Below are 25,005 nucleotides of genomic sequence, written 5' to 3'. Positions count from 1 at the left end.
TTTGATAAAATTGCATAATTATGTAGCAATTCAAGGGTTTTAATGGATTTTATAAAAGTTAGAGAATTATACAAAAATTACGGAAAATTAGAAGTCTTAAAAAACATTCACTTAGACATTAAAAAAGGATCAATTTTTGGACTTGTAGGGCATAGTGGTGCAGGAAAAAGCACCTTACTTAGGACTTTTAATGGACTAGAATCCATCAATCACGGAAGCATTAAAATTGGGGAAGTAGAGATTAATCACTTAGATTCTAAGAAATTAAGACATTTTAGAAAAAAGGTTGGAATGATTTTTCAAAACTTTTCCTTAATGACACGCAAAAATGTCTATGAGAACATTATTTTACCTTTGGAGTGTTGGGGAGAACACATTAATAAAAATCGCGTTGAAAAACTAGTGGAATTAGTAGGCTTGCAAGACAAAATGAAATTTTATCCAAGCCAACTAAGTGGCGGACAAAAACAAAGAGTGGCTATTGCAAGGGCTTTGGTGATGAATCCTGATTTGCTTTTAAGCGATGAAGCCACTAGTGCATTAGATCCCTCTACAACAAATTCCATTTTAGAGCTTTTATCGCAAATCAATCAAGAAATTAAAGTAACCATCGTGCTAGTAACCCACGAAATGGAAGTGGTAAAAAAAATCTGTCAAGAAGCAGCTTTTATGGAAAATGGAGAGATTATCAAAAGCGGTCCTATTGAATCCCTCTTTTTAGAGCCTGATAAAAAAATGCGGGAATTTTTAGGAGAAAATGAAATTCTACCCCAAAATGGTATTAATATCCGAATCTATTTCCCCAAAGAAGTGGCACAAAACCCAATTATCACGCAAATGGCTAGAGAGTTGCAAGTGGATTTTAATATCGTATGGGGAAATTTAGAATCTTTTGGAGGAATTGCTTTAGGAGTGCTTGTAATTAATATTAAACAAGAATTTTTAGAGCAAGTTTGTGCATTTTTAACCCAAAGTGGGACGCGTTGGGAAATTGTGGAGTAGAATAAATGGATATAAAATTACTTAAATTACTTTTAGAAGCAACTTTAGATACCCTATATATGAGTATCATCGCAACAACAATTGCGACTGCCTTAGCAGTAATTCCGGCAATCTTATTAGTTTTATGCAGCCCTAATGGCTTGAAGCCAAATGTAATCATTTATCGCTTCTTAGATACCATTACTAACACCTTGCGTTCTTTTCCTTTTTTGATTTTAATGGTTGTTTTATTTCCTTTCACACAATGGATTCTTGGCAAAAGTATTGGTGCAACTGCAGCTATTGTGCCACTTAGTATTGGTGCAGCTCCTTTTATTGTGCGTATTATTGAGGGAGCACTCAAAGAAGTGGATAAAGATGTCATAGAAGCGGCACAAAGTTTTGGAGCAAGTCATTTTCAAATTATTTTTAGAATTATGCTCATTGAAGCCTTACCTAGTATCGTCTCTGGAATCACTCTAGCCTTGATTCTTGTGATTGGGTTTAGTGCAATGGCTGGTGCTGTTGGAGGAGGAGGACTTGGAGATATTGCAATAAAATACGGATATTATAGATTCCAAAGCGATATTATGGTATATACCGTTGTGATTTTAATTCTTCTTGTGCAGATTATTCAAAGTTTTGGGGATTTTCTGTATAAAAAATTAAAACACTAATTTTTAATACAAAGGAAAGGTGAAAAATGTTTAAAAAAGTCTTGAGTATCTTTGGGCTTGTAGGCATACTAGCTTTTAGTGGTTGTGGAGATTCTAAAGAAAAGACAGCAACACAAACAACTGAAACAAAATTAATAGTGGGAGCTACTCCTGAACCACACGCAGTGATTTTACAAGAAGTAGCACCTATGCTAAAAAATGAAGGGGTAATTTTAGAAATCAAAGAATTCACTGATTATGTAACTCCTAATTTATCACTCAATGATGGTTCATTAGATGCAAATTTCTTTCAACACAAACCTTATCTTGATTCATTTAACAAAGAAAGAGGAACCAATTTAGTAAGCATTGCTAATATCCATTTAGAACCAATGGGTGTGTATTCTAATAAAATCAAGAGTCTTGATGAATTAAAAGAGGGTGATTTGGTTTCTTTACCTAATGATCCTTCAAATGGTGCTAGAGCATTGAGAGTTTTAGAAGCTAATGGAGTTATTAAACTCAAAGAGGGAGTGGAGCTTGTTTCTGTGCAAGACATTGTAGAAAATCCCAAAAAATTAAATTTTAAAGAAATGGATGCACCTCAACTTGCTAGAGCTTTGAATGATGTTACTATTTCAGTTATTAACACAAATTTTGCACTTTTAGCTGGATTAAATCCGCTTGATAATGCTATTGCCCTAGAATCAAAAGAATCACCTTTTGCAAATATTGTCGTAGTCAAAGCAGGTAGAGAAAAGGATGCCGCTATTCAAAAGCTAGTCCAAGCACTCCAAAGTCAAGAAATTAGAGATTTCATCCTCGAAAAATACAAAGGTGCGATTCTCCCTAGCTTTTAAGCAAAGATCTTAGCCCCAATTTTTGGGGTTTATTTAAGTGAATTGATTCTTTCTTTATAATTACCATTAAAAACATAGCTTCCTGCAACAACAATATCTACACCACTCTCTTTTAGCTCCATAATATTTTTATCACTTACTCCACCATCAACTTCAATAAGACAACGAGGATTCCTAAGCTCAATTTTGTCTTTTAAATATTTGATTTTTTCTAAAATATTTGGAATGAATTTTTGCCCACCAAAGCCAGGATTCACACTCATAAGCAAAACCATATCCACATATTCTAATAAATAATCAATACTTTCTAAAGTCGTATGTGGATTAAGAACAATCGCAGGAGAAATCCCATAATCGCGTATTTTTTGGACAAGGCGATTAGCGTGTTTTTCTTCTTCAATGTGAAAAGAAAGATATTTTGGCTTTAAAGGAGCAAAGAGATCAACAAAAAAACTATTATTTTGAACCATCAAATGAATGTCAAGTGGCTTGGTCGCAATTTTTGCAACCGAACTCACAATCATTGGTCCCATTGTAAGATTAGGGACAAAATGCCCATCCATAACATCAATATGTATAAGATCACAACCCGCCTCACAAATCGCTTTTATCTCTTCATTAAGTTTACCAAAATCTGCAGAAAGAATGCTTGGAGCTACTAACATAATTTACCTTTGTTTAAAAATAAGTAATTTTAGCAAAAAAGTAGAAATATCTTTCTAAAATGCCGATCAATAAGCCACAAAAAACATATTTTTAGATATAATGGAGCATTATTATTTTGGAGTTTTAGAATGCAAAAACAATTGCAGCAAGATTTAGAAAGTATTTTTGCAATCATAAAAAATGCCTCATTAAAAGTGTATGAGGTGCTTAAAGAAAGTATGGGTGAATACACACAAACCACAAATAAAACAGGCGATTTACAACTGCAAGCTGATGTATTAGCCGATAAGATTTTCCAAGATTCTCTAAAAGATTTAAAAATTATCAAACAAATATGCAGCGAAGAACAAGAAGAAGCAGTAAAATTTCACGATGAGGGCATTTATAGCATTGCCTATGATCCGCTAGATGGATCTTCACTAATGGGAGCAAATTTAAGCGTTGGTAGTATTGTTGGAATCTACAAGGGAGATTTTTTACCACAAAATTTAATCGCTGCTGCCTATGTTGTCTATGGAATGGTAGTGGGGATTGGATTTGCTTCCGCACTTAAAGAAGGCGTGGATTATTATATCTTTAATGGCAAAGATTTTGAACTGCAAAAGATTCTAAAACTCAAAGAAAAAGGCAAACTCAATGCCACAGGTGGAACTCAAAAATATTGGAGCAAAGAACACAAAGCTAAAATAGAATCGCTCTTTAATCAAGGCTATCGCTTACGATATAGTGGCGGAATGGTGCCAGATTTACATCACATTTTAATCAAAGGAGGTGGGTTATTTTCCTATCCAAGCACCCAAGATTCACCCAAAGGAAAATTGCGAATGCTTTTTGAAGTTTTTCCTTTTGCTTTTATTTTTAAAAGTGCAGGTGGAGAAGCTATTGATGGAAAAAATGATCTTTTAACACTCACTCCAAAACACTTGCACGACACAACACCTTGTTTTTTAGGAAGCAAAGAGGAGATAGACTTTGTCAGAAGTTATTGAAAATGCAGAAATAGCACTAAGAGATTTAAAAGAATGCCAAACTCGGCACAATATTTCTAGTTGCGAATTTTGCAGAGAAGCGCCAAGATGTGAAAAAAAAGAAAATTTTGAACAAATGGTAATCTTAAACCTTCAAGAAAACACTAAAATATTACAAGAATGCCAAAGGGAGCAAAATTTTTCAAGTTGCTTACTCTGCCAAAAAGTTTTAAATTGTGCTATAAGAAATCGCTATGTTAATGCAGTCTATTTAAGTATGAACAAAGGAAATGGAGGAAATTTTGAATTCTAAATTTTATATAACAACCCCAATTTATTATGTTAATGATGTCCCTCATATCGGACATGCTTACACAACGATTATCGCTGATACCTTAGCACGATACCATAGAATACAAAATGAAGAAGTTTGGTTTCTAACAGGCACGGATGAACACGGACAAAAAATTCAACAATCTGCAGAAAAAAATAATAAAAATCCTAAAGAATATGTGGATGAAATTTCTGCAAAATTTAAGAATCTTTGGGATAGTTTTGGTATTAGCTATGATGCGTTTATTCGCACAACAGATTCTTACCACAAAGAGAGCGTGAGAAATGTATTCTCCAAAATGTTTAAAAAAGGAGATATTTACAAAGGCGAATACGAAGGAAATTATTGCATCTCTTGTGAATCATTTTTTGCAAAATCTCAACTCATCAATCACAAAAATTGTCCTGATTGTGGCAAGGAAACAAATCTCTTAAAAGAAGAAAGCTATTTTTTCAAATTAAGTGCTTATGAAGATAGATTATTACAATGGATTGAATCCAATCCTGATTGTATTTTGCCAAGAATGCGTCGCAATGAAGTCATTAATTTCATCAAAGAAGGTTTAGAAGATTTGTCAATCACTCGAACTAGCTTTGATTGGGGCATTAAACTACCCAGTGAAATTGAAAGCAATGATTCTAAATTTGTTATGTATGTATGGCTTGATGCATTAGTTAATTATCTTAGTGCCTTAGGCTATGAAAACTCTAAAGAAAATAAAATGGAATTTTGGCCAGCAAATTATCATCTTGTTGGCAAGGATATTTTACGATTCCACGCGGTGTATTGGCCAGCATTTTTAATGAGCCTAGAATTGCCTTTACCAAAGCATATTGCTGCACATGGTTGGTGGACTAAAGAGGGCGCAAAAATGAGCAAAAGCATCGGCAATGTCGTCAATCCAAAAGAAGTTGTTGATCTTTATGGTATAGATTGTTTTAGATATTTTGTATTGCGTGAAGTGCCTTTTGGACAAGATGGAGATTTCTCACAAAAAGCCTTAATCGAAAGATTCAATGCAGATTTAGGGAATGATTTAGGTAATCTTTTAAATCGTCTTTTAGGAATGGGGGCAAAATATTTTAACAATTCTTTACAAGTTGATTTAAAAAGCTATAAACAATCCTTTGAAGCAGAATCCACAACAATAAAAACGATCTTAGGAAGCCTTAAAAACTTTATGAATGAAGTGCAAATTCATCGCTATTTAGAGGAACTATGGAAGATTTTTAGTCTAGGTAATGGAATCATTGCTAAAAAAGAGCCGTGGAAACTTATTAAAGAACAAAAAGAGCAAGAAGTAGCAGAGCTTTTGGTGTTTATTGCTAATTTATTAATCAAAGGTGCATTGTGTTTATATCCCTGTATGCCTGATTCTGCAAAGAAAATTTTAAGTGTTTTTGGGCTTGAAGCTAGTGCGCAAAACTACTTAAATTTTATCTTAGATGACAAAATCTTAAGTCAAGTCTCTCTAAACCCTATTCCAGCACTTTTTCCAAAGATTGAAGAAACTCCTATAGAAACAAAAGAAACAAATCTCAAAACCAATAACAAACAAACTTCAAAAGAAACTCTAAAAGCCTTAACAATAGAAAATCCCATCTCAAAAGAAGATTTTGCAAAAATAGAAATCAAAATAGGAACAATCATAGAAGCAGAAGCTTTACCAAAAAGCGAAAAACTTTTAAAATTAAAAGTGGATTTAGGAGAAAGTCGCACAAGGCAAATCTTAGCAGGTATTAAAGCCTATTATGCACCACAGGATTTAATAGGCAAACAAGTCTGTGTCTTAGCGAATTTAAAACCCGCTAAATTAATGGGGGAAATTAGTGAGGGAATGATTTTAGCCGCTAAAGATAGTGAGGGATTATCCTTTATTATGCCACAAAACCCTAGAGAAAATGGAACCCAAATTAGTTAAAGGATTGTCGTGAAGAAAAAAGGAGTCCAAATTAGCGTTAATGAAATTGTTGAAGTTGCATTTGGAACACTTTTAAATCAACCTAGCATTTCATTTTTTAATCAAATCTGCGACGATGTGGAAAAAATCAAAAAGGGAGATTTATTTGTTGTCAAAGATCCAAAAGATATTCAAAAAGCTATTAATCTAGGTGCTTTTGGGATTCTCTTTAGCGGTGAAATCGCAATGGAGGATTCAGAAGTCGCTTGGATTAGTGTAGAAAATTTAGAAGAATCACTTCTACGAATCTTAAGGCATTATTTAATTATCAACAACAAAATTTTATATTCATTAAACAATGAAGAATATGAATTAAGCCATCAGATTTTAATCCCTAAAAAAAATTTTGCTTATTGTGAAGGCTCTTTAGTAGAACTCATTGCCTTTGTGCTAGAGAATGGAGAATTTGCATATATTCTCTACCATAATCAAGACAAAATAAAATTTGAAAAGCTACCACAATTTCAACAAGAAATCAAAGCTCTTGATACTCAAAAAATACCCGATGAATCATTGCCTTTTGCCACAAATTCCTTTTCACTCTTTGGAATCAAAATATTTTATCAATCCACAGATTATTCCCTACCTTTGCCAAAACTATTTATTCAACCTTTGGCAAGAGTGATAAAATTTGCAGAAGAACATTTTCTTAATGTAGATTTAGAAAAATTAGAAGGAATTTCAAGTTTTAAACCTTTATATTTGGATGAAAGAGGTTTCATCTCAAAACCTGGTGCCACCAATAAAGTAGTGCTAACTTGCGTGGAAATTCATCTTTATGAGCAATTTTTAGCATATTTTAGTATGTATGCCAAATGGGCAAAGTTAATGCTTTTTATTCCAAAAATTTACCAAGAACTTTTTACGCCTTATGCAGAAGTTAAAACTTATGAAACCAAAGAAGAACTTTTCTCTTTGGTTTTAATGCAAAAATATAATTTTGCTCTAGTATTTGGCGTTAATCTTGAAGAATTTGAAGAGCGATTTAGCGCTAAAGAAAAAGAACAAAATTTATTTGATTTACTTGATGAAACAAAAAATTAACAAAGGATAAAGAATGAAAATAGCAATACCTGTTTATGATGAAGATTTAAAAATTTTTGGAAATACCGGACATACTCCATTTTTTGCAGTTTTTGAGCAAAAGGGAAATGGAATGTTTAAACATTTTGATTTATTAGACTTGCGAAAAAACCCACGCGGAAATATCCAAGCTAGTGAAGGTTGCTCACATAAAGATGAAGAAATGAGCCAAGAAGAGCAAATAGCACACAAGCTCGAACATAATGTGTTAGGGGAGATTATCAAAGATTGCCAAGCAGTTTTAGTTAAAAAAGCTTGCAAAAACACTGCAAAAGTATTTCAAGAATACGGAATCAAAATCTGCAAAGTCGAATTAGATTGCCAAAATGCAAAGGATTCTTTTAAATACCTTAAATAACTCCGAATTTTACTTAGCCTTTAAATAATGGAACACCTTTTGCTTTTTTAGCATAAAGATTGCTAAAAAGGAATAAAATGCAAGGTGGCTATTATAGTTCAGTAGGTGGAATGGTAACGCAAATTAACCGCCTAGATGTCATTGCTAATAATATCGCAAATGCCAATACAACAGGATTTAAGCGGGATGATGTTGTGATTGGAGATTTTATGCGACTTTATGAGCAACACAAAGAGTTTTTGCCCATCAAAGATCAAACCAAAGATGCGGCGAAATTTTACAATCGATCCTTAAATCGTGTTCCACAAATTGTAGAGGAATTTACCGATAGAAGCGTAGGTGGTATCACACAAACAGATAACACTTTTGATTTTGCACTAAGCAGAGAAAATGCTTATTTTATGATTGAAACTCCCGAAGGAATAAGATTCACCCGCGATGGTTCTTTTGTTTTAAATCAAGAAGGACGACTAGTCAATAAAGAAGGCTATGCTGTTTTACCACGAGAATATATCGAATCCCCACAATATATTGAAATTATTGATGGATTTCAAATTGAAGTTGATAAAGATGGGAATCTTTACAATCGCTCCTTAAATAATGAAGAATTAAATGAGACTATCTTAACTGCCAATATTGCTGTGGTTTCTTTTGAAAATCCAAAATTCCTTCAAAAAATCGGAGATAATCTCTACAAATACCCAAATGAGAGAATGAATGAAATGGAAGTTTTAGAAAGAAGCGGAGCCGTTAGACAAGGCTATTTAGAAAAAAGCAATATTAATGTGGTTTATGAAATGACAGGATTGATTGAAACCAATCGCCTAGTAGAAGCCTATTCTAAAGTATTAAAAACCCATATGGATGATCTTAACACAGAAGCTATCACAAGAATAGCAGCAAAAGCTTAAAAGGATAAACAATGATGCGAGCACTATACACGGCAACAACAGGAATGCTAGGACAACAATTGCAAATTGATGTTACTTCAAACAATATTTCTAATGTTAATACTTTTGGCTACAGAAAAGAACGAGCGGAATTTGCAGATTTATTCCACCAAGTATTACAATACGCGGGTTCTAGCACTTCAGAGACAACACTCTCACCAACAGGTATCGAAGTAGGGCTTGGTGTGCGTCCTACTTCAGTTCAAAAAATATTCTCACAAGGTAACTTTAAAGAAACAGAAAACAACTTAGATATTGCCATCACAGGAAATGGATTCTTCCAAATTGAGCTTCCAGATGGCACCATTGCTTACACAAGAGATGGTTCTTTTAAACTCGATGATGAAGGAAATGTTGTCAATTCTCAAGGCTACTTGCTAGTGCCAAATATTACCATTCCAGATGATGCAACACAAATTAATATTGGAACAGATGGCACTGTAAGTGTAGTGCAAGGCAATGAAACAGAAGTCAATGAATTAGGGCAAATTGAAACAGTGAATTTTATCAATCCTGCTGGTTTGCATGCATTAGGAGATAATTTATATCTCAATACAAATGCATCAGGGGATCCAATCGTTGGCACACCAGGATTAAATGGGTTTGGTCAGCTAAGACAGGGATTTGTAGAAACAAGCAATGTAAAACTAGTAGAAGAAATGACAGATTTGATTGTGGGGCAAAGAGCTTATGAAGCAAACTCAAAATCAATACAAACAGCCGATTCGATGCTGCAAATAGTAAATCAGCTTAAGCGTAACTAATTAAACCAATAAAATTAGCAACGCTTAAAATATTTAAATTTGCAAGATGAAATAACCTCACTCCTACATTTGGTTATTCATCTCTACTACATAAAAGATTCCAATGATTCCTAGACTTCCCTATTTTAAATTAAATTTTTCAAGTTACCTGATAAAAAATAATTTTAACCAATTGATTCTAGAGATTTAAAACTGCAAAAGGGTAAAGTCAATAATTGGAATAATATTTGCTTTATATAGTTTAATTCACTTATTCAAGGAGTTTTAATGAGCATTTTTAATTTTAGTCAAGCTCGTGGTTTAGCCCAAGAAGCATTAGATTATCGCTCCTTAAGACGCGATATGATTGCTGGAAATATTGCTAATGTCTCTACTCCTATGTATCGCCCAAAAGATATTAATTTTGAGCAAATGATGGCAAACAAAGCCGATGAAATCTTTAATCGCAATAGAAAAATGGAATTAGATTTAGCCTTGACTAATTCTAATCATCTCCTTCCTTTAGAAGATCTAGATAAGAATCGCTCGACTTTCTTCTATCGCGATGGGCATTTAGCAAGAAACGATGGTAATAGTGTGGATTTAGATATAGAAACAAGTGAAATGGCAAAAAATGATATTATGTATCAAGCTTTGGTTGGTGCTTTAAGAAAGCAAGGTGGGATTTTCTCTAATGCTATTGATTCAACAAAGAATATATAAGGGGCAATTAAATGTTTTTATCTAGCTTTGATATTAGTGGTTATGGACTATCTGCACAACGACAAAGGGTCAATCTAATCTCAAGTAATATTGCCAATGCAAATACTACAAGAACCGATGAGGGAGGACCTTATAGAAGGCGAGAATTGATTTTAAAAGCATTTGATTTTGATAAAGTTTTGAATCAAAAGTATCAAAAAAGCAATAATTTGCTAAAATATGAAGATCCATTGGATGAAATGGATAGTTTTAATGAGCAAAGAGAGCCAAAACCTGCACTAATGAGCGTATATGTGGATAAAATCGTTAGGGATGATTCGCAGCCCAAAATGAAATACGAACCAAATCATCCAGATGCAAATTCTGAAGGATATGTGGCTTATCCCAATATCAATGCTGTTGTGGAAATGGCAGATTTAATTGAAGCTACAAAAGCTTATCAAGCCAATGTAGCGGCTTTTCAAAGTGCAAAAAATATGGCAAACAATGCGATCTCAATGTTCCAGGCATAAAGGATTATAAATGGAAATTAACAAATATGGAATAGACGCAGAAAAAATCAATTCTCAACTCAAAGATGTTCCAAATTTATCACCAAACCACAATTTAAACCCGCCAAATAAAAGCTTTGAAAATATGCTAAAAGATGCTTTTGAGGAAGTTAATGAACACCAAAAGACAACTGAACAAGCAATGGCAGATATGGCAACAGGACAAATAAAAGACATTCATCAAGCTGCTATTGCCATAGGCAAAGCCGAAAATAGTATGAAACTTATGCTTGAAGTGAGAAATAAAGCTATTAGTGCTTACAAAGAATTAATTAGAACACAAATTTAATGAATGACGCAGATTCTAAAAAAGCAGGAAAAATCCTGCTTATTTTCTTAATGATTATAAGCGGATTCTGTATTTTTTTAGGCACAATCTTTTATCATATCTTTGCAGAAAGAAAACTTCCAAATCTCCAAGCTAAACGCATTGAAAATGCCATTAGAGGTTCAATTTATAGTAACGATGGTTTTGTTTTAGCCTCTAGCAAAAAGGTTTATAAAGCTGTAGTCAATACTTACAATATTGATCCTCAAAAAAAAGATTTATTTGTTAATCTCTTTAGCATTTATAGCCAAATTCCAAAAAATGAAATCATCCATAAATTGCAAGAAAAAGGTAATGTTGTTCTTTCTTATGAAATTGATTCAAAAACAGCAAGCTATCTTAAGCAACTCAATATCAAACTCAATGCCCTTGATGTTTTTCGTGCTTATGAAAATGAGAATGGATATGTTTTTAAATATGGCTTATCAGTAGTTGAGAGTGGAGAATCACGAGATTATCTCTACAACGACACAATGGAGCCAATTTTAGGCTATATCAACAAACAAAATGAAGGGGATTTTACTCTTGTAAATGGAGTAAAAGGAATTGAAAAAAGCTTCAATGAGGAATTAGAGCCTTTAAATGATTTGCTAATGATTGGGGAACGCGATATTAGCTTTAATGTAATATTAAACAAAAATTCTACTTTTCAAGAAAGAAAAGATGGCTACAATGTTGTTTCAAGCATTCCATTAAAATTGCAAAAAAAAGTCGAGCAAATTATTGATGAAAATCAACAACAACTCAACGCCAAAGAGATTATTGTTGGAATTATGGAAAGCAAAAGTGGGAAAATTCTAAGTCTTGCAAGTAGCGCTAGATTCAACCCCAATGCCATTACCAAAGAGGATTATCCATATCTCAATGCAAGTGCCATTGAATATTCTTATGAGCCAGGCAGTATCATTAAACCAATTATTTACTCCATTTTATTAGACAAAAATCTCATTAATCCCAATGAAAAAATCTTTTTAGAAAATGGGCGTTATAAACTACGCAATTTCTATATTACAGACACACGGCGTTTAGGAGAAGCGAATCTTGAAGATATTTTATTATATTCAAGCAATATTGGTATGGCAAAAATCTCTCAACGACTTACTCCAGAGGAATATTATTCAAATTTAAAGGCTTTTGGGTTTGGCGAAAAAAGTGGCATTGATTTGCCCTATGAAAAAATTGGAACGATTCCAGAAATTAGACGCCTAAGAAGTGAGGTTTATAAAGCCACCGTGGCTTATGGATATGGCTTAAGGACGACTTTTATCCAAATGCTAAAAGCTTATAACATTATTGTAAATCAAGGGGTTGCTTACACACCTTATTTAGTGGAATATCTTTATGATTCTAAAGGAAATCGCTACAAGCTTAAACACGAAGATCCTCTTAGGGTTATCAATAACAATACAGCCAAAAAGGTCAAAGAAACACTTATTAAAGTCGTTACTCAAGGTGGAGGACGAGGTGCCCAAGTTTCGGGGGTTATTGTGGGGGGAAAAACAGGAACAGCACACATTGCACAAGGTGGGCAATATGTGCGTAAATACAATAGCTCTTTTTTTGGATTTGCAGGAGATAAGGATGGGAGAGAATATACCATTGGAATTTCCGTTTTTGAACCCAATGAAGAAAAAGCTTACTTTGCTGCTACAACTGCCATACCCCTTTTTAGACAAATCGTAGAATTATTAATTAAAGAAAATTACCTTTATGCAGAAAAGGCAAAATAATTTTACATTATTAGTCTTTTAATAAAATTGCTATAAAATAAGAATGTGAATTTCAAATCCAACAAATAATAATCTTATATCGCAAGATGAGGCAATGAAAAAAAAGATTTTTGGAACTTCTTTAGAAGCAAAAACTAGGATATTAGTTTTTAATATTGCATGTGGATTACTTTCTTTAGCAGTTGTTTCATATATATTTTTTTATAGTTTAAAATACGATTACAATACACTTTTTGCCGAACACCACCAATCTCTTGTTGAGCTTGAAGAATTACGACAGATTCTAAACAACACAGAAAACCATTCAAACGACACAGCACTTAGCCAAACTCAAATTTCAAAACTACAAGATGAAATCAAAAAATATTGGGATTCATACAAAGCAAATGAAACCAAAAACTCTCAAAGGAGTAATTTGATTTTATTGGCATTGAAAGTTTATGATTTTTTTGACAAACATGACACTATCCTAAAGGAAAAAGAAAAACTATTAAACAAACAAAAGGATTTTAACAAGCTTGATTCAAGCATTCAAACCTTTTTAAAAAATCTAAACACACTCAAAGAAAATCCATTTGAATTTAAAAATCAAATCGCAATTTTAAATCAAGACATTTCTAATATCATTTTAAGTAGCCTTAATCTTGTTGAAATTAAAAAAGACAGAAATAGCGCACTGCATAATCTCTTGCACATTTTAGTTTTGGTTATTATGTGCCTTATTATGATGATTACAATATTACTTAGCCACCTCGTTTTAAGCAATATTAAACACCTTCACAATACACTAGAAACTAAAATCAAAGAAAAAACCAAAGAATTGCAAGATTTAAATAATTCCTTGCAAGAAACTATCAAAAAAGAAGTTTTAGAGAGTCGCAAAAAAGATCAAATTATGTATCAACAAGCAAGACTTGCTAGTATGGGAGAAATGATAGGAAATATTGCCCACCAATGGCGACAACCGCTTAATGCATTAATGTTGCTAATCCAAGCCTTTAAGGTAAAATCTCAAAATGGCAAACTCACTCAAGAATTTATTAACACACAAGTTGAGGATGGCTTAAAAATTGCAAAAAAAATGTCTCAAACCATTGAAGATTTCAGAAACTTTTTTCACTCTTCTAGCCACAAAGAACCTTTTAATCTCAAAGAAAATATCAAAGATTCTGTATCTTTAGTTGAAATTTTTTTAAAACAAAATGAAATAGAACTGAACATTGAATGTCCAGAAGATATTGTAGTTTATGGATACAAAAGCTCTTTTTCTCAAGTCTTACTAAATCTCATTAAAAATTCTGAAGATATTTTAAAAGAACGCCAAATCACACCTGCTAAAATTAGAATCGCCGCTTCCATTAAAGAAACTAAAATTGCACCAAAAGATACAAAACAAGAAGAATATGTGCAAATTCTTTTTATGGATAATGGTGGTGGAATTAGATTAAAAGATATTCAAAAGATTTTTGAACCCTATTTCACTACTAAACATAAATCCGTTGGGACGGGAATTGGGCTTTATATGTCTAAACAAATTATTGAAAAACAAATGCAAGGAAGCATTGAAGTCAAAAATGCAAAATGGAATCTAGATGCCAAGCTCTCTCCCACAATAGAATGTTTGCAAGACTGCCCTACTGAAAACAATCAATGTGGAGCATTATTTATCATTACCATACCACTTAAAGGCGAAGAATAGGAGGAAAAATGCTATCAAAAAATGATGAAGCCGTGATGAAAAAAATCAAAGTTTTGTATGTTGAAGATGAAGAAGACATCTTAAAATTTGCTTCTATAGTCTTAGAAGACTATGTTGATAAACTTTTTATCGCACACAATGGCAAAGAAGCACTAGAGATTCTAAAACAAGAAGACATTGATTTAATTATTACTGATATTTTAATGCCAAAACTCAATGGAATCGATTTAATTAGAGAAATCAAAAAAAATCCTCTATGGGATATTGCAGTGATTGTAGCAACAGCCCATACTGAAACACAATATTTATTAGATTGCATTGAACTCAAAGTTGATGGCTATATTTTAAAGCCTATTGATGTAGAAGAGCTTTTAAAAACGATTCTAAAGGCGGTATTGCCAAAATTTCAAGCCAATGAATTACGAGCCAAAAATGTTCTTTTAAATGCCATTTCGGTTTTTGTAGGGGGCAAAAAAATAGAAATCATTAAATACCTCATTGAAAATAGCGATTCAGAAAATATCTTTTATGGTTCTTATGAAGATATTGTCCAAGAACTTGGAGTTAGTAAGCCAACGGTAGTGAAAACTTTTAGGCAGCTCATTGATACAGGACTTTTAATCCGCCTCAAAAATAAAATTTATAAAATTCAACCAGACATCTCTCATTATAAAGAGTAATTTAATAAGTATTAGAGGGGATTTGTTGTAGAATCATTACTTAATTTCTAAAATAGGTGGGATATGGAACACAATGAAGCTTTAGCCTTGAAATATCGTCCAATGGACTTTGATGAACTTGTTGGACAAGAATCGGTTAGCCGCACTCTTTCTTTAGCTTTAGAGAGCAAAAGATTATCCCACGCTTATTTATTTTCAGGGCTTAGAGGAAGCGGAAAAACTTCTAGTGCTAGAATCTTTGCACGCGCCCTTCAATGTGAAAAAGGACCAAAGGCAAAGCCTTGTGGTGTTTGTGCAAATTGTATTGCAGCAAACCCTCACAAAATGCGTCACATTGATATTATTGAGCTTGATGGAGCTTCTAGCCGCAAAATTGATGACATTCGAGATTTGATTGAACAAACCAAATATCATCCCAATATGGGGCGGTATAAAATCTTTATCATTGATGAAGTGCATATGCTTACCAAAGAAGCCTTTAATGCACTGCTAAAAACCTTAGAAGAGCCTCCAGAATATGTTAAATTTATCCTAGCCACCACCGATCCTTTGAAACTACCTGCAACTATTCTTAGTCGCACACAGCATTTTAGATTCAAAAGAATCTCTGAAAAAAATATTTTTGAGCATTTAAAAAATATTTTACATAAAGAGAACATCACCTATCAAGATGAGGCGCTTAATATGTTAATCCGTAGTGGATCTGGTTCTCTAAGAGATACTTTAACGCTACTAGATCAAGTGATTATCTATTCTAACTACAATATTACTGCTGATTCTTGTGCCAATATGCTTGGACTTATTAATCCTCAAAGCCTTAATATGCTTTTTGAAGAGATTTTTAAAAAAGACAAAGAATCATTGCTTAAGCACATTGAAGGGTTTTCTGAATATGAATGTGAAATGCTTTTAGATGAAATGGCAATCTTTTTAAAAGAAAAGCTTCTAAGGGGCGAGGATACACGCTATAGCGCAACAATTATTGATCGATTCTTTCGAATCATTACCCAAGCCAAAGAACTTTTATCTCTAGGAAGCGATGATAGCTTTGTGCTAACCTTATCCATCTTTAAAATGCTTGAAGCTTTAAAGATTCAAGAAATTGACAAAGCCATTGAAACACTAGAAAAAGGATTAACACTCCCTAGCAAAGAAAATCAAACCAAAGAATCAAAACAAACTTTTGAAAATACTCCAACTAATCCCACCAACACAATCAAAGAAAACCCAATCAAACCCCTTGAAGAAACCCACACAAATCACTTTACTCCAACTCCAAATGGTGCGGATTTATTTGCCCTACTTGTGCAAAAGATTTATGAAAGAAATTTTGAATTGGGGGAAATTTTTGAGAAAAATATTCATTTTGTTTCTTATGAAAATGGAATTTTAGTGTGGGAAACTACAGCTCAAGATTCTGATAAAGAACGGCTAAAAAATAGCTATACTAATATCATTAAAGGATTTGTTTTAGAAATTTTTGGGATGCAAACTCAAATCAAACCCATAGCCAAAGAACCCAAAATCTCCCAAACACCTTTAACCAACACCCAAGAATCAATACAAAAGCAAGAGATACAAAAGGCTTCTGATTCTATAAACACGCCAAATACCAAACCCCAAAATACCAATTCCACAGAATCATTAGAATTAAACACAACACTAAGCACTCCTAAAACAACCACACAATCCGCAGAAACACAACCCACTCACAAAAGCATTCAAGATGAAGTTAATGAAGCCTTAGGGCTTCCTATTTTGCAAGATGTAAGGCAACTCTTAGAAATTAAACAAATCAAAGTTCGCCCCAAAAGTGAAGAATAGATGAAAAGCTTAATGTTAGATGAAAATTCACTCCATCAATTGTGTGAGGCTTTGGATCTAAAAAACCAACGCGGTATTTATTTACTAAAAGGAGATTTAGCAAGCGGAAAAACCACTTTAGTTAAAGCAATGGTGCAATATTTGGGCAATTCTAGCGTGGTTAGTTCACCTACTTTTTTATTAGCTCAAGATTATGGGGAGGGAATCTATCATTATGACATTTATCAAAAGAATCTAGAAGAGCTTTTAGAAATTGGATTTTTAGAAGAACTTGAAAAAGAAGGTTGGCATTTTGTGGAATGGGGTGATGAAAAATTAGCTAAAATATTAAAACAAATTGGAATGGATTTTAAAAAGATTGAAATTCTTTCAAAACAACACTTAAGGGAATATAGAATTGATGCATAAGCTAGAAGCAAAAAACTTAGTTAAAATTATTAAAAAAAATAAAATTATTTCTGATATTTCTATAGAAGTAAGAAGTGGTGAAGTTGTTGGACTTCTAGGTCCCAATGGAGCAGGAAAAACAACAAGCTTTTATATTATTTGTGGGCTTTTGTTGCCAAGTAGCGGAAAAGTCTTTTTTGACAACAAAGATATTACAGCACTAAGTTTGCACAAGCGTTCTCAATTAGGGATTGGGTATTTACCTCAAGAATCAAGCGTATTTAAAGATCTAAGTGTGGAAGAAAATTTAATGATTGCTGCTGAAATTTGCTTAGATAATGAAGAAGAACGATACAAACGCACTGAAGAATTATTAGAAGAATTTAATATTGAACCTATTCGCAATCGTAAAGGTGTCAATCTAAGCGGTGGAGAACGAAGACGCGTAGAAATTGCTAGGGCACTTGTCAAAAAACCAAAATTTATTTTGCTTGATGAGCCTTTTGCGGGAGTGGATCCTATTGCTGTTTTAGACATTCAAAACATTATCAAAAAACTCTTAAAATTTGGTATTGGAGTTTTAATTACTGATCACAATGTTAGAGAAACTCTAAGCGTATGTCATCGCGCTTATGTCATTAACAAAGGAATGCTACTTGCTAGTGGAAATTCAAATGAAATCTATGAAAATGAACTTGTAAGAAGACATTATTTAGGAGATCATTTTAGAGTATGAAATTAAGAACCCAAACCTCCGCTACTCTAAAGACAAAACTTTCATCCACGCTAAAAAGTTGGCTACCTATACTTCAAAGCAGCACTTTAGAGCTTGAAGAAACGCTAGGAGAATTTGCAAAAGAAAATCCCTATGTTGAAGTCAAATCTGGAATGACAACTGATTTTTCTTCTGAAAGAAAAAAACGCAAAGAAGGTCCAAGAGGGCTTCGAAGTGCTGAAAATGATGGGATTGAAAAATTTTGCATCCAAGAAGAAAGCCTAGAAGAAGTGCTAAAATCCCAAATAGTTCCACCCCTATTTCCTACAAAAACTTCACAAGCTATTGCTGAAAAAATTATCGAAAATCTTAATGAAGAAGGCTATTTTGATGGCGATAAAGAAAAAATTGCCAAGGAATGCCAAAGCAATAGTCTAGAAGTCGAAAAGATTCGTAAGCGATTTGCGTATTTAGATCCTGCTGGAATCGCGGCTGAAAATCTCATAGAATCTTTTTATTTTCAATTAGAGAATATGGATATTGCCGATTCTGTTTATAGCGTATGCTTAAAGCTTATTGGAGATCTAGAAAATCACACAAAATACAAAGAAGATAAAAACTATACCCAAGCAATGCGTGTGATTTCTAGTTTCAAAAATCCACCCGCTTTGGATTTTTATCAAAAAGAGGCGGCTATTATTCCAGATATTTTAGTGATTCAAGAATCAAATAATATTCAAGTGCAAATCAATGAAAAATACTATCCAAGCATTGAAATTGAAACACAAAAAAAAGATTCCAAAGAAAAAATCAAAGATGAATTTATTAAAAATAAAATTAAAGATGCGAGAGATTTAGTTGATGCCCTAGAAATGCGTAAAGCCACGCTTTATAAAATTGGTTTAATGATTGTGGAATATCAATATGACTTTTTTATGGGTGGAGAGATAAAGCCAATGAAGTTAAAAGATTTGGCAGAAGAATTTGGACACGCACCAAGCACAATTTCTAGAGCCATTTCAAATAAATTTTTAGAATGTGCTAGAGGAATTTTTCCTCTAAGGAATTTCTTTGCCACAGCCCTAGATGAAGACACCGCCAACACAACCATTAAAGAATTTGTAAGTGAGCTTATCAAAAATGAAAATAAGCAAAAGCCTCTTAGCGATAATAGAATCTTAGAACTCATTGAACAAAAATTTAATCTCAAAATTGTGCGAAGGACAATCACAAAATATCGCGCACAACTCAATATAGCAAGCTCTAGCGAACGCAAAAAACTTTATAAAATGTCTCTTTAATTCACATTGACTTTAGGTTTGTGTTTTATACTTCTGTCACAAAAAAATTAAAGGAGCTTAATATGAAAGCAAAAACTATAATTTCTTTTTTAGTTGGCACCGCCTTAAGTGCTTCTGTAGCCTTAGCAGCAGATTTTTCAAAAAAGAGCAATGATGAACTCATTAATCTTTCAGGAAAAGTAACCCCTAAAGACTATCCTGATTATAAAATGGAGATTCATAAAAGAACACAAGGAATGACACTCCAAGAAGCAAGAAATTTTAGAGAACAATTAAGAGACAAAAGGCAAAGCGTTTATGATCAAATGACATTAAAAGAATATCGAGAATATCGAGATGCAATCGCCAAAGAAACAGCTAAAAGAATTGATTCAATGAGCGAAAAAGAAGCCTATGAAAGTGGGTTATTAAGAAAACATCATAAAAATAAAAACAAAGGGTATAGAGGGCAAAATAGAGGCGATTGTCCAAACAAAGGCAAAGATTGCCCAGTTGGACCAAGACCATAAAACTTGTGCAACTCTTAGTTGCACAAGCAAGGAATACTTATGAAAGCAAAAATATTATTACTAGAAGATGATATGGCATTACAAGAAATTATTGCAGAATGTCTTATTGAAGAGGGCTATGAAGTAGTTTGTTGTAATGATGGAGTAGAAGCATCTTATAAAGCATATGAAGAAAATTTTGATTGTTTATTGCTTGATGTGATGGTCCCTAATATGAATGGATTTGAAACTTTAAAAAATATTCGCGAAAGCGGCAAACAAACACCTGCAATCTTTATTACCGCTTTAAACAGCATTAAAGATTTGGAAGTGGGATTTAAAAGCGGTTGTGATGATTATTTACGCAAACCATTTGAACTTTCAGAATTGCTTTTGCGTCTAGAGGCATTACTCAAGCGAAGCAATCGAGTTAATTTATATGACTTTGAAAATGGTTATAGTTTTGATTGCAAAGAAGGAATTTTATATTTAGAGGGAAAGCCTTATAGACTATCCAACAAAGAACGAGAATTGCTAAAAATCCTTTTAATCAACGAAAATCATTTTGTTCCTTTAGAAGAAATCTTTAATACCCTTTGGAGCTATGGAGAAGAACCAAGTGAGCTTAGCTTACGCGTGTATATCAAAAATTTACGACAAATTGTAGGGAAAGATAATATTCTTACACGCAGAGGCGAAGGGTATTGCTATAGAAAGTCTATCGAATGAATGAAAGCAGAAAAATTGCCTTAAAAATTAGCTTACTTTACACCATTACAAGCTTTATTTTTTTAATCTTCGTATTTTATGGTTGGTATCAAAAAGAAAAACAATCTCTTATTGAAGAAAGGATATTGCAACTCCGAGAATCAGCCCATAATCTAGCAATATATCTACAAGAAAAATTACAAACTAGCCCTGATAATCTCTTTGAATTATTGCAAAAAAGCGCTAAAGAGCTTGATATAACTTTTTCTTTAAACAAAGAAAATGGGGAAGTAATTTTTAACGCCCTAAAAGAATCCATTCAAATAAAGGATTTCCAGAATATTTTAAAAAGAAAAGGAATTCCCATTAGCTTTAAAAAAAATCATAAACATATCGATAAAATTGTTATTATTGAAGACAATGTTTATTTAGTAACTCAAAGAGTGGGAGGGAGATTTTGGCGCTTAGTCAATTTAGAGCTTCGCAAAAAAAATCTGCTGAATTTTCCGCATCAACGCGATGATTTTTTTATGATTATCCAAGATAATGGCATCTTAAATGAGATTCACACTTTATGGCTATTTATTGGCGGAAGTTTTTTATTGGCTCTTTTTGGAATGAGTGTAATAGCTTATTTCTTAGTTCGCTTAAGCCTAAAGCCTTTAGAAGAAAAAATAGAAATCCTTAATCGCTTTATCAAAGATTCCACGCACGAAATCAACACTCCTTTAAGCATTATTCTTATGAGCATTGAAAGAATCAAGAAAGAAAATCTTAAAGAACAAGATTTGCAAAAATTACAACGCATTAAAATGGCAGCCAACACGCTAGAGCAAATTTATCAAGATTTGGTTTTTTATAATTTTTCTCATATTCAAGAAAATACTTTAGAAGAAATCTCTATGGAAAATTTATTAAAAGAAAGGATTTCTTATTTTGAACCTTTTTATAAGAAAAAAAATATCACCATCACTCTAAAATCAAATCCTAGTCAATTAAAAGCTAATAAAAATCGCATTATTCGGGTGATTGACAATTTATTAGATAACGCCCTTAAATATACCTATAATGGAGGGAAAGTTGAAGTTATAGTCGATAAAAACACTTTAACCATTAAAGACAATGGTTGTGGGATACCCAAAACGCATTTGAAACGAATTTTTGAGCGATATTATCGTTACAACAAAGATCAAGGTGGCTTTGGAATAGGATTAGCTCTTGTTAAAAAAATTTGTGATTCTTATGGGATAGAAATTCAATGTCAAAGTCTAGAAAAAAAGGGAACAACTTTTATTTTAAAATGGTAAAGAATAAAAAAATCTGTAAAGTTTGCATAAGCTAAATAAATTTTAGCTATAATCTAGGATTTAATAAAGAAGGTTGGTAGATGCTAGATAAAATCATTAAAAATGCCTTCAAACAGGCAATTGAAGATACTTTAGGCAAGACTCCACAAGTTTTAGATGAAAAAATACTTGAAGGTTTTTTGTCTGGCATTGACATTGTGTATAATGATGGAGACAAAAATACTATCACTTTCATTAGCACAAGGGAATTTTTAGAAAAATTTGGCAATGGATTGCTAGGGGAAGAAGATTTTGATGAACTAGCCCTAAAAGATTTATCTCAAGAACTCGCTAATCTCACCATTGGGTTAGCTAAAGTTTTAGCAGTAACAGAGGGGGTAAGATTCAATATCTCAACCCCTAAAGTTTATGGCTTTGGAGAATTTAAAGATTCATCTTCTAAAAGCCTTAATTTTGCTTTAGAGGGTGCAAGATGCTCCCTTTTTATCCATATTTAACCACAAAGTAGAGAAAAAATGCCAGCAGATGAATTTACTTTAGCCAAGATACAAGCACCAAAACAAGAGGATTTAGCACGCTATCTTGAAGGAATTATGAATAATTATGGTGGATTATTAGATATGAAAGTTGCCTTTCACGCTGAACTTGGTTCTGCAAAGATTCCACTCTTAGAGATCTTGCGTTTTGAAAAAGGATCTATTATTGATCTGCAAAAACCAGCAGGAGAGAGTGTGGAGATTTATATTAATGGTAGAATCGTGGGTAAAGGTGAAGTTATGGTCTATGAAAAGAATCTTGCCATTAGGGTGAATGAAATTTTAGATTCTAATGCCATTATTTATTATCTTACACGAGAAAGCATTAGTGCAGTATGAAAATATTATTTTGGATTTTATTTTGCGTAGCAATTAGCATTGCACAAGACAAAATAGAATCAACTAAAATCTTAGAAGAAAGTAGCAAAGCCTTTCCTTTTGAAATGGCTAAATCACCTTTAGAGAGCATTAATTTATTCCAATATAGCGGTGTAATTCTTATCTTAGTTGGACTTTTAGTGCTACTATGGTATGTTCGCAAAAGGGTTTATTATAAAGATTCCAACAATAACTTTTTAGATTTTTTTAAAAAAAATCCAAAGGATTTTCCCATTACAATTCTCTCTAACACTCCTTTATCGCTTAATACCAAATTGGTAGTTTTTGAGCTTTACAAAATGCGCTATATTGTGATATTAAACCAAAATGGAGCCACTTTAGTTGATAAATATCCTTTGGAAGATTTTGGGGAATTATTGAAGCAAGAAAAACACTAAATGAAAAACAATCTCATTGCGTTTTTTTTATCGCTCTTAATTCACTTCATTATTTTGCTATTGATTTTTATCAAATTACCCCAAGATGATGCCTATAAACCACCCAAACACGGAAGTAAGGAAGGGGAACGCATTAGTATTAAAAATTTTAAATTTTCCCCTCCTACACAAAATTTTACACAAAATCCCCCCAATCCTATGCAAACTCAAGAATCATCTGCTTCTGTTGCCAAAGAAGAACCCAAAATAACCAAAAATGACAAACCAACTCCCAAACTAGAAACTCAAAACAAAGAATCAAAACCCAAAACCACAAAAGATTCTAAAACAAAACAACCTACTCCCAAGCCCACTCCCCAAAAAGAAGCCCAAAAAACAAGTAAATCAACTCCAAACCCCCTTGCCTCCTCTCTTAAAAGCAATCCCACTTCAAAGCTCTCTTCACCTTCAATTTATGATTATGGCAAAAATATGGCAAATCAAGAAATTAAAGAACTATATGGTGAAGATTTGTATTCTTTAAATTATGAAGAAAGAAAATTTATAGAAGATAATCTAAGCAGTATAGGCAAAATCACACAACAATATCTCAAATACCCACAAATTGCCGGACAAATGGGGCAACAAGGCGATAATATTGTGGAATTTTATTTGCATCCAAATGGCGATATTTCTGATTTAAAACTACTCACGCCAAGTGGCTTTAGACTTTTAGATGACAATAGTCTCCATACTATTGAAATTGCCTACAAAGACTATCCCTATCCTGCAGTTAAAACTAAAATTCGAATCCGCGTAATGTATCGAATCTATTGATTTCTAAAGTCTTTATACTCCCTAGGTATCAAACAATCATTAACATCAAGAATCTGCGGACATAATTTATAATCAAATCCAAGTTTAAAAAGCATATTAATCGCTTTGAGTTGCTTATCGCTTAGCGAGACTGAATCTTCATTGGCATAAAGATTGAGATAATGCTCAAGCTTCTTTGAATCAACACGAACTAAATTTCTCTCTAAAAGCATTTTAGAAAGGAGTGATTTGTTTTTTAGCGCGACCCTAACAGCTTGAGTGAGTATTTCCTCACATTCTATGGCAACACTAAGTGGCAAGGATCGGCGAATACACATTCCCCCTAGTGGCAAAGGGAGATTTTGGCGATTTAAATCATTCCAAATATCCCAAATTTCACATTCAACTTCAAGATTAGAATCATATTGTAAAATAGATTCGTGAATTAAAACACCCGCATCAACCTCATCTTCTAAAACCGCTTTTTCAATTTCCAAAAAATTTTTATAATAGATTCTTGCTTGAGGATAGGCGATTTTAAAAATCATCGCATTAGTCGTGTGTTTGCCACTTAAAGCAACTTTAAAATTCTTTTTAAGTGTTTTACCTTTTTTTTTAATCAATTTAGGTCCATACCCCTCACCAAAGCTAACACCCGTTCTCAATAAGGCTTGTTCTTGAGCCAAAAAAGGATATACCCCAAAAGAAATAGCCGAAATATCTAATACACCCCCCAATGCCATTTCATTTAAAGTTTGTATATCTAAAGCTTGATTTTCAAACGCAATAGTATTACCTACCCAGCCAAAAGCAATGGCATAATACATAAAAAGATCATCGGCATCTGGTGAATGCCCTATTTGTATTGTCCTCATAGTCTTACTTTGTATAAAATTTA

Annotated in this window: 29 protein-coding genes; 27 read left to right on the top strand and 2 right to left on the bottom strand. The window is 32.9% G+C overall.

The annotated features are described in order from the left end of the window. Nucleotides 1-42 precede the first annotated feature (42 nt). From HCAN_RS02150 to HCAN_RS02140, 3 genes are read left to right on the top strand one after another with little or no spacing between them, the layout of a single operon-like run. The gene (locus HCAN_RS02150; protein WP_006655092.1) at nucleotides 43-1,002 is read left to right on the top strand and encodes a methionine ABC transporter ATP-binding protein; all 960 of its coding nucleotides are present in this window, start codon (nucleotides 43-45) and stop codon (nucleotides 1,000-1,002) included. Nucleotides 1,003-1,007: 5 nt separating this feature from the next. Next, nucleotides 1,008-1,658: a methionine ABC transporter permease gene (locus tag HCAN_RS02145; protein WP_006655091.1), complete on the top strand. Its 651-nt coding sequence runs from the start codon at nucleotides 1,008-1,010 to the stop codon at nucleotides 1,656-1,658. Nucleotides 1,659-1,684: 26 nt separating this feature from the next. Then, nucleotides 1,685-2,497: a MetQ/NlpA family ABC transporter substrate-binding protein gene (locus HCAN_RS02140; RefSeq protein WP_006655090.1), complete on the top strand. Its 813-nt coding sequence runs from the start codon at nucleotides 1,685-1,687 to the stop codon at nucleotides 2,495-2,497. A 29-nt stretch (nucleotides 2,498-2,526) separates the two neighbouring features. Here the strand turns inward: HCAN_RS02140 and rpe are convergent, their stop codons facing one another. Beyond that, complete coding sequence (rpe, locus tag HCAN_RS02135; protein WP_006655089.1) at nucleotides 2,527-3,162, bottom strand: ribulose-phosphate 3-epimerase; 636 nt, start codon at nucleotides 3,160-3,162, stop codon at nucleotides 2,527-2,529. A 129-nt stretch (nucleotides 3,163-3,291) separates the two neighbouring features. Between rpe and HCAN_RS02130 the strand changes: the two genes are divergently transcribed. The 24 genes from HCAN_RS02130 to HCAN_RS02015 all read left to right on the top strand — a co-directional run bounded on the left by HCAN_RS02130 (nucleotide 3,292) and on the right by HCAN_RS02015 (nucleotide 24,128). Further along, a complete protein-coding gene (locus HCAN_RS02130) occupies nucleotides 3,292-4,152 on the top strand; it encodes a class 1 fructose-bisphosphatase (protein ID WP_006656750.1) in 861 nt (286 codons plus the stop codon). After that, complete coding sequence (locus tag HCAN_RS02125; protein ID WP_006656749.1) at nucleotides 4,136-4,444, top strand: hypothetical protein; 309 nt, start codon at nucleotides 4,136-4,138, stop codon at nucleotides 4,442-4,444. Before HCAN_RS02130 ends, HCAN_RS02125 begins: the two co-directional genes overlap by 17 nt. Beyond that, a complete protein-coding gene (gene metG / locus HCAN_RS02120; RefSeq protein ID WP_006656748.1) occupies nucleotides 4,422-6,386 on the top strand; it encodes a methionine--tRNA ligase in 1,965 nt (654 codons plus the stop codon). The genes HCAN_RS02125 and metG overlap by 23 nt, the downstream gene beginning before the upstream one ends. Before the next feature lie 9 nt (nucleotides 6,387-6,395). Continuing rightward, entirely contained in the window at nucleotides 6,396-7,469 is a 1,074-nt protein-coding gene (locus HCAN_RS02115) for a hypothetical protein (RefSeq protein ID WP_006655085.1), read from the top strand. Between the two features lie 13 nt (nucleotides 7,470-7,482). Then, complete coding sequence (locus HCAN_RS02110) at nucleotides 7,483-7,866, top strand: NifB/NifX family molybdenum-iron cluster-binding protein (RefSeq protein ID WP_006655084.1); 384 nt, start codon at nucleotides 7,483-7,485, stop codon at nucleotides 7,864-7,866. Nucleotides 7,867-7,943: 77 nt separating this feature from the next. Further along, nucleotides 7,944-8,777 carry a flagellar hook-basal body protein gene (locus HCAN_RS02105; RefSeq protein ID WP_006655083.1) on the top strand — a complete coding sequence of 278 codons (834 nt, stop codon included), beginning with the start codon at nucleotides 7,944-7,946 and terminating at the stop codon, nucleotides 8,775-8,777. 11 nt (nucleotides 8,778-8,788) lie between these two features. Then, the gene (flgG, locus tag HCAN_RS02100) at nucleotides 8,789-9,580 is read left to right on the top strand and encodes a flagellar basal-body rod protein FlgG (protein WP_006656747.1); all 792 of its coding nucleotides are present in this window, start codon (nucleotides 8,789-8,791) and stop codon (nucleotides 9,578-9,580) included. 267 nt (nucleotides 9,581-9,847) lie between these two features. After that, the gene (gene flgB, locus HCAN_RS02095; RefSeq protein WP_006655081.1) at nucleotides 9,848-10,282 is read left to right on the top strand and encodes a flagellar basal body rod protein FlgB; all 435 of its coding nucleotides are present in this window, start codon (nucleotides 9,848-9,850) and stop codon (nucleotides 10,280-10,282) included. Nucleotides 10,283-10,293: 11 nt separating this feature from the next. Further along, a complete protein-coding gene (flgC, locus tag HCAN_RS02090; RefSeq protein ID WP_006655080.1) occupies nucleotides 10,294-10,794 on the top strand; it encodes a flagellar basal body rod protein FlgC in 501 nt (166 codons plus the stop codon). A 10-nt stretch (nucleotides 10,795-10,804) separates the two neighbouring features. Beyond that, nucleotides 10,805-11,122: a flagellar hook-basal body complex protein FliE gene (fliE, locus tag HCAN_RS02085; RefSeq protein WP_006655079.1), complete on the top strand. Its 318-nt coding sequence runs from the start codon at nucleotides 10,805-10,807 to the stop codon at nucleotides 11,120-11,122. After that, nucleotides 11,122-12,891: a peptidoglycan D,D-transpeptidase FtsI family protein gene (locus tag HCAN_RS02080; RefSeq protein WP_006655078.1), complete on the top strand. Its 1,770-nt coding sequence runs from the start codon at nucleotides 11,122-11,124 to the stop codon at nucleotides 12,889-12,891. Before fliE ends, HCAN_RS02080 begins: the two co-directional genes overlap by 1 nt. Before the next feature lie 94 nt (nucleotides 12,892-12,985). Then, the gene (locus tag HCAN_RS02075) at nucleotides 12,986-14,590 is read left to right on the top strand and encodes a sensor histidine kinase (RefSeq protein ID WP_006655077.1); all 1,605 of its coding nucleotides are present in this window, start codon (nucleotides 12,986-12,988) and stop codon (nucleotides 14,588-14,590) included. Between the two features lie 8 nt (nucleotides 14,591-14,598). Beyond that, entirely contained in the window at nucleotides 14,599-15,270 is a 672-nt protein-coding gene (locus HCAN_RS02070) for a response regulator (RefSeq protein ID WP_006655076.1), read from the top strand. A 63-nt stretch (nucleotides 15,271-15,333) separates the two neighbouring features. Next, a complete protein-coding gene (locus tag HCAN_RS02065; protein WP_006656746.1) occupies nucleotides 15,334-17,094 on the top strand; it encodes a DNA polymerase III subunit gamma/tau in 1,761 nt (586 codons plus the stop codon). Further along, complete coding sequence (gene tsaE / locus HCAN_RS02060) at nucleotides 17,095-17,502, top strand: tRNA (adenosine(37)-N6)-threonylcarbamoyltransferase complex ATPase subunit type 1 TsaE (RefSeq protein WP_006655074.1); 408 nt, start codon at nucleotides 17,095-17,097, stop codon at nucleotides 17,500-17,502. Further along, entirely contained in the window at nucleotides 17,495-18,217 is a 723-nt protein-coding gene (gene lptB, locus HCAN_RS02055; protein WP_006655073.1) for an LPS export ABC transporter ATP-binding protein, read from the top strand. The genes tsaE and lptB overlap by 8 nt, the downstream gene beginning before the upstream one ends. After that, nucleotides 18,214-19,497 (top strand): RNA polymerase factor sigma-54, encoded by a 1,284-nt coding sequence (locus tag HCAN_RS02050; RefSeq protein WP_006655072.1) that lies wholly within the window; start codon nucleotides 18,214-18,216, stop codon nucleotides 19,495-19,497. The genes lptB and HCAN_RS02050 overlap by 4 nt, the downstream gene beginning before the upstream one ends. 62 nt (nucleotides 19,498-19,559) lie before the next feature. Next, a complete protein-coding gene (locus HCAN_RS02045) occupies nucleotides 19,560-20,006 on the top strand; it encodes a DUF1104 domain-containing protein (RefSeq protein WP_006655071.1) in 447 nt (148 codons plus the stop codon). Nucleotides 20,007-20,045: 39 nt separating this feature from the next. After that, the gene (locus HCAN_RS02040) at nucleotides 20,046-20,714 is read left to right on the top strand and encodes a response regulator transcription factor (RefSeq protein WP_006655070.1); all 669 of its coding nucleotides are present in this window, start codon (nucleotides 20,046-20,048) and stop codon (nucleotides 20,712-20,714) included. Next, the gene (locus tag HCAN_RS02035) at nucleotides 20,711-22,000 is read left to right on the top strand and encodes a sensor histidine kinase (protein ID WP_006656745.1); all 1,290 of its coding nucleotides are present in this window, start codon (nucleotides 20,711-20,713) and stop codon (nucleotides 21,998-22,000) included. The genes HCAN_RS02040 and HCAN_RS02035 overlap by 4 nt, the downstream gene beginning before the upstream one ends. Nucleotides 22,001-22,080: 80 nt before the next feature. Beyond that, entirely contained in the window at nucleotides 22,081-22,497 is a 417-nt protein-coding gene (locus HCAN_RS02030; RefSeq protein WP_006655068.1) for a hypothetical protein, read from the top strand. 18 nt (nucleotides 22,498-22,515) lie between these two features. Next, nucleotides 22,516-22,875 carry a flagellar motor switch protein FliN gene (fliN, locus tag HCAN_RS02025; protein WP_006655067.1) on the top strand — a complete coding sequence of 120 codons (360 nt, stop codon included), beginning with the start codon at nucleotides 22,516-22,518 and terminating at the stop codon, nucleotides 22,873-22,875. Beyond that, the gene (locus tag HCAN_RS02020) at nucleotides 22,872-23,312 is read left to right on the top strand and encodes a hypothetical protein (protein ID WP_006655066.1); all 441 of its coding nucleotides are present in this window, start codon (nucleotides 22,872-22,874) and stop codon (nucleotides 23,310-23,312) included. Before fliN ends, HCAN_RS02020 begins: the two co-directional genes overlap by 4 nt. Further along, nucleotides 23,313-24,128: an energy transducer TonB gene (locus HCAN_RS02015; RefSeq protein ID WP_006655065.1), complete on the top strand. Its 816-nt coding sequence runs from the start codon at nucleotides 23,313-23,315 to the stop codon at nucleotides 24,126-24,128. Here HCAN_RS02015 and HCAN_RS02010 read toward each other — a convergent pair. After that, nucleotides 24,122-24,982, bottom strand: a complete 861-nt coding sequence (locus HCAN_RS02010) for a menaquinone biosynthesis family protein (RefSeq protein ID WP_006655064.1) — start codon at nucleotides 24,980-24,982, stop codon at nucleotides 24,122-24,124. The two genes, HCAN_RS02015 and HCAN_RS02010, sit on opposite strands and share 7 nt — an antisense overlap. Nucleotides 24,983-25,005 lie beyond the last annotated feature (23 nt).

Source organism: Helicobacter canadensis MIT 98-5491, assembly GCF_000162575.1.
Classification (GTDB): domain Bacteria; phylum Campylobacterota; class Campylobacteria; order Campylobacterales; family Helicobacteraceae; genus Helicobacter_D; species Helicobacter_D canadensis.
Note: the sequence above shows the minus strand (reverse complement) of the source record. Positions and strands in the feature narration are given on the sequence as shown.